This is a genomic window from Microcystis sp. M_QC_C_20170808_M3Col (genome assembly GCF_007095505.1).
In the GTDB taxonomy this organism is placed as follows: domain Bacteria; phylum Cyanobacteriota; class Cyanobacteriia; order Cyanobacteriales; family Microcystaceae; genus Microcystis.
The window spans coordinates 1-5031 of record NZ_SFBY01000124.1 but is presented as its reverse complement, the minus strand read 5'-3'; the positions used below and the strand labels follow the sequence as shown (position 1 = coordinate 5031).

The 5031-nt window shown below is 43.3% G+C and carries 5 protein-coding genes and 1 pseudogene; 3 read left to right on the top strand and 3 right to left on the bottom strand.

Annotated features, from left to right (window positions below; translation table 11 throughout):
* The first annotated feature begins 197 nt into the window (after positions 1–197).
* From EWV84_RS06025 to EWV84_RS06015, 3 genes and pseudogenes are all read left to right on the top strand, one after another.
* Positions 198–596 (top strand): hypothetical protein, encoded by a 399-nt coding sequence (locus EWV84_RS06025; RefSeq protein ID WP_287077147.1) that lies wholly within the window; start codon positions 198–200, stop codon positions 594–596.
* A 370-nt stretch (positions 597–966) separates the two neighbouring features.
* Positions 967–2469 (top strand): annotated as a pseudogene (locus tag EWV84_RS06020) (hypothetical protein).
* Between the two features lie 268 nt (positions 2470–2737).
* A complete protein-coding gene (locus EWV84_RS06015; RefSeq protein WP_287077145.1) occupies positions 2738–3304 on the top strand; it encodes a hypothetical protein in 567 nt (188 codons plus the stop codon).
* Between the two features lie 122 nt (positions 3305–3426).
* On the opposite strand, the gene EWV84_RS06010 is transcribed toward EWV84_RS06015, so the two are convergent.
* From EWV84_RS06010 to EWV84_RS06000, 3 genes are all read right to left on the bottom strand, one after another.
* On the bottom strand, positions 3427–4074 hold the full coding sequence (locus EWV84_RS06010) for a YqiA/YcfP family alpha/beta fold hydrolase (RefSeq protein ID WP_287077143.1): 648 nt from the start codon (positions 4072–4074) through the stop codon (positions 3427–3429).
* 11 nt (positions 4075–4085) lie between these two features.
* On the bottom strand, positions 4086–4391 hold the full coding sequence (locus tag EWV84_RS06005) for a DUF2973 domain-containing protein (RefSeq protein WP_287077141.1): 306 nt from the start codon (positions 4389–4391) through the stop codon (positions 4086–4088).
* Positions 4392–4489: 98 nt separating this feature from the next.
* Positions 4490–4897 (bottom strand): DUF2605 domain-containing protein, encoded by a 408-nt coding sequence (locus tag EWV84_RS06000; RefSeq protein WP_286824799.1) that lies wholly within the window; start codon positions 4895–4897, stop codon positions 4490–4492.
* Positions 4898–5031 lie beyond the last annotated feature (134 nt).

Here is a 5031-nt window from a genome sequence, read left to right as displayed (position 1 = left end):
TTGTGTGATAATTTTTGCTTATGGAATCCTGAAGTGCTTATTGGACAAGACTTTTAGGACTATTTTGCGGATATTCTATCAGTATAGACCTCGTTTCCACACAGAAACCAGAAGAGCCATATAGTCAGTTATTAGCTAAGGACATTATCACCTATCAGGATAGAATCGCAATTAAGGAGCTAAACTTAAGAGAAATTTTGGAATTAGAGCAGTTTAAGGATTATTGTCGAGTATTTGAACTGTTTCTTTTCGGCACTGTTACTCAAAGTTTACTGCTTTTGCACTGCTATCCTATCGAGAGATTCCTAGTTAATGGAAAACCTTATTTTAGAGGTGATCACGATATTAGTTGGAGAAAATTTCAAGCTTACTTAGGTCCTGGTTATTCCTATCAAATTTCAGGCGATACTTCTGCCAAACAAGATAAAATCAAGAAATCTTGGAAGGGTTCCGACTTAATGCGCTCTCACTTATACGCTCATGCAATGGTTACTATTTGTCCTAATAAACCCGCTAAAACTGAGATTGTTGCTAAACTTGCCCAGCAATGCTCTAAAGTTGATAAATATCAATCTAACAAAAACTCAAAGCCTTAGTATACAAGCTTTACAAGCATGAGTTGTTGATAGTTTTACATGGCAGGTTCGGTAGAGCCAAGAACTCTTGGTTAAATTCCAGAAATCACACCTATTTTACTCGAAACGAGAAAACCGGGCAAAAAATCGAAGTCAACCAATAGTTGCCAAGTTTTAAAGCACTGGGTAAGGATGGACTGTGTCGCTTGCTGTTTTACGAGACTAGACTTTTGTATCAGCTTTTGACGGACAATTTGGTATAGCAAAGACCAAGGTGCTTAGGACAATCCATCGCTGAAACCCTGTTCAGATAAGAGTTTGAAAATTGAAAGCGTCCTAAATAACCCATTATTTGCTATAAAGTGATTTTGGCCTTGGCTCTAGGAGGAACGTGCTATCCCTACTACATAAATTAATCCCAGTCAAAACCCTTCATATATGTCTTGTGATCGGTTTACTGACCACCCTGTTAACCGCCTGTGGCGATCGCCTGACGGCTACCAATCTCCCCACTTCCGAAACCTCTAATCTTCCCGTCGTTCGAGGCCGCATTTCTGAGGTTGCCCCCCCGGCCCTAATTCAGCAACTGCGCCCCAGTTTAGATCGTTACGCTCCCCAAGTAACGATTCTCAGTCCTCTGGCCGAACAAGTTTTCGATGACCCTCAGGTGACAGTTAAACTACAAGTGTCGGATCTGCCAATTTTCCAAGACGACACCCTGAAATTAGGACCCCACTTGAGCCTAATTGTCGATAATGAACCAGCAGCGGCTATCTACGACCTCAAGCAACCGATTATCTTAGAAAATCTCGCCCCCGGTACTCACACCCTCCGCGTCTTGGCCCTGCGGCCTTGGCAGGAAAGTTTTAAAAATGATGGGGCCTTCGCTGAAACAACCTTTCATATTCTGACAAAAACAGGCAAAAATGCCCCTGATAACAACTTACCCCTACTAACCTACAGTCATCCGCAAGGAATCTACGGTGCAGAACCGATCCTGCTCGATTTTTATCTGAGTAATGCTCCTCTACGTCTGCCCAATACTGCCAACGAGGATAATAGTCTTCAAAATTGGCGCATTCGTGTCACTGTCAACGGTGAAAGTTTTCTGCTTGATACTTGGGAACCGATCTATCTCAAGGGTTTTGACAAGGGCAATAACTGGGTACAATTAGAATTCATCGATGGTAAGGGAAATAAAATCGAAAACGAGTTTAATACCAGCGTGCGCGTGATTAGTTTTGATCCCTCTTACCAAGACGGCCTTAGTCAATTAGTCCGCGGCGATTTATCCCCTATAATTGCCCGTAGCATTGTTGATCCCAACTATAAAACCATTCCCAGTCTAGAGGAAAAAACTCCCATAGTTGAGGAAGAAACCCCCGTTATTGAGCCAGAAACCCCTATAGTTGAGGAAGAAACCCCCGTTATTGAGCCAGAAACCCCTATAGTTGAGGAAACCCCCGTTATTGAGGAGGAAAATCCTGTTATTGAGCCAGAAAGCCCAATAGTGGAAGAAAATCCTGTTATTGAGCCAGAAAGCCCAATAGTGGAAGAAAATCCTGTTATTGAGCCAGAAAGCCCAATAGTGGAAGAAAAACCAGTAGAGACAGAAACAATAGAAAATGTGGAGGAAACCCCTGAAGCGATCGAATCTCCCTTAACCACCATACCGGAGACAAAGGAGATTAACGAACCGGCCTCTAGTATTTAGCCTCCGGTAGAAGTGGAACCTATTCCCGAACCCCAGAACAATAGCGAGCAAAAAATCACCATTTTCGATCGCATTCAACAAACCTTAAATCGTTTCCAGTTACCCTCTCCCCCAGCAGAAACAGATAGCGAACTACCCATCCTCGATCCTGAATTATTCACCAATGGGGATAGGGGTTAGGGAATAGGGGTTAGGGAATGGGGAAATGGGGAAATAGGGAAATAGGGGAATTTCAACTAATACCCCAACACCCCAACACCCAACCCCTAAAACCCCAACACCCCAACACCCCAACACCCAACACCCCAACACCCAGCCCCAAAATCCCAGCCAAATCAACAATAGGCAAATTATTAAACAAATATTTCGCAATATAGACAAAATTGGGAACTAAGTTATAATCTAGAACGTCTCTATGTAATTTACTAACTTTTTGCTTGAGGTAATTGTGTTTAACAAAATTTCCCTTGTCGCTGGTTTTGCCGGTTTAGTTGCCCTGACTACCGTTGGCGCTGTACCCGCACAAGCAGGACCGGAAAATAACGAAATCCTGATCAGTCAACTGCGCGGCCATAACACCTACAGAGGTGAGCCGCAACTCAACCCCGGTGACTATGTACTAGGTCGCGTCCGGGGAACCGTGGGTGGCATTATGTCCATCCAATTGATCAGACCTGTAACAGTGGATGGCAAAGAAATTTTCAGTGGCGACTTTGCTGACGGAACCACCGCTCGTATTGTTGGGGATGCCACCGGTGGCGACGATGTACTATTGCAAGTGGTAGATGGCAAGTTAATTTATGTGGGTAAAGCTCGTCCCTATTGGGTTTCCCGCTTGAAACTAAAATCGGAAATCACCACCAGCAGCAATCGCTCACAACTTTTAAGAGAACTTAACGAAAAACAACCCGCTTGGGGACTTCCCGCTTTACCCCCGGAAACCAGAACCTTTACTGAAGTTGCTCCTCAACCCGCTACCGAGCCTAGTGTATCTCCTATCCGCGGACTTTGGTAGTGGGAAGACATCAGGAGAAAATCTCTTGTCTTTAGACTGAGAAGCTGAAAAATCTTCTCAAAATCTAATACAAATATACTAACCCACCCCTTTTTTTCGATCGAAGGAGGGGTCTTTTTTCGTCAAAAATTGAGAAATAATTGTATTTCAGCCCAGATTCTCGTCAAAACATCGGTAAGGGCATGATCGCTATCTAATTCGACTAATTTTACCCAAGGGCGATTTATGCAATAATGGCGACTATTTTCTAGGGGAATCACCTCATCGGCACGACCATGAACAATCAGGGTGGGGAGCTGCCTGATTAACTTTTCTTGGGGATAATTAGCTAAATCCTCGATGAATTTGTAATAAATTGGCAGAGAACGACGATAACCGTAGTGATAAACCGATAAACTCCCAGATTTTTGCCAATTGGCTAGGGTTTCTGCTCCCAATTGTCCTAACCAAATCGGCCCGAAATTAAAAGCCGGAGCTAATAAAACGAGCCTTTGCACCTGAGAATAAGTTTCTGCCAGCCAAGCTGCCGTTAAACCGCCAAAACTGGAACCAATCAGAGTAACGGGAAGCTGAGATTGTTCAATCAATTGGCCGACTTGAACAATCTGACGAGTGAGAGTTAAGCTAGAAAAGTTATCACCGTTAAGATCGGTAATTTCCATTGCTAAACCCTTATTTTGCCAACAATGTCTCAAAAATTGCGCTTTTGTTGATTGGGGGCCAGAAGCAAAACCGTGTAGATAAATATGTCTGTTATCAAGGACTGCCATTCTAGAACCAATTAGATTTCTTCATCTTGCTCTTTGGTGGCACTGGGAGAAGAATTATAAATGGCATCTAACTGCTGACGAGCATCTTCGACAGTGAGAGAACGAATCACTAACAAAGGTTCATTGATTATTTGTCCGGACTCGTCCAAAAGTTCGGGATGGGAAGTCATGGGATAACCGTAGGGATTATAGGAATTACCCGATTTAGCAGGACGTTTCTGGGAATCCATGCTGACAGTAATCAGACTACGAATTAAATTATTAATGGTCAAAAAAGCGATAACCGTGAAGGCGAGGATATAGAGCAGATGTAGCATTGACCAAGTCTCCCATGAATTATGTGTGAATATTCCTAATTGCCAAAACTTTATGCTAAAAATTCGCTCAACTCTCTAGCTTACCAAAAAGTTTCAGATTAAGCGTCAGTTTGAGGAGATTGATATTCTCCCCAACCCTGTAATCGACGACGACGACTGCTGACACCCCAACACTCTGCCACCAACTGATGCCAAGGCAACAACATCTTGGCCTCAATACCCACTTGACCACCTGTGGTTTTAAAGAGTAAATGAGCCGTAGCCACCTCCTGTTGGGCATTTTTGACTCTGGCCAATAAATCGTTTTGTTCCTCGAGGCTGAGAAAGGATAATCTCTCGGATTCGAGGAGGAGACGGGAACGGGAAAACCAATGGGTGAAATCCTCCAGTAGAGGTTCCAAGATAGTTTTCAGGAGTTCGTTTTCGGTGGGTTGCGAAGGGAACATTATTCTTATAATGACGATTTTGCTTACCTTAATCTTAGCGTTATTTATATTTCTTAACATTGTGACGGGAAAATTTTAACTCACCGTTCGCTTATTTTTTGAGGTCAGGTAACGAAAATATGGCTGAAAAGCTGACCCCGTAAAGGATTGAGCGAACGTTACTGACCCATTTTTATCCATCAGCAAAGAAGTCA

What these genes read in the sequence shown, in the direction of transcription:
- EWV84_RS06010 (WP_287077143.1), bottom strand. Translation starts at nt 4,074, where the DNA reads ATGGCAGTCCTTGATAACAGACATATTTATCTACACGGTTTTGCTTCT.
- EWV84_RS06005 (WP_287077141.1), bottom strand. Translation starts at nt 4,391, where the DNA reads ATGCTACATCTGCTCTATATCCTCGCCTTCACGGTTATCGCTTTTTTG.
- EWV84_RS06000 (WP_286824799.1), bottom strand. Translation starts at nt 4,897, where the DNA reads ATGTTAAGAAATATAAATAACGCTAAGATTAAGGTAAGCAAAATCGTC.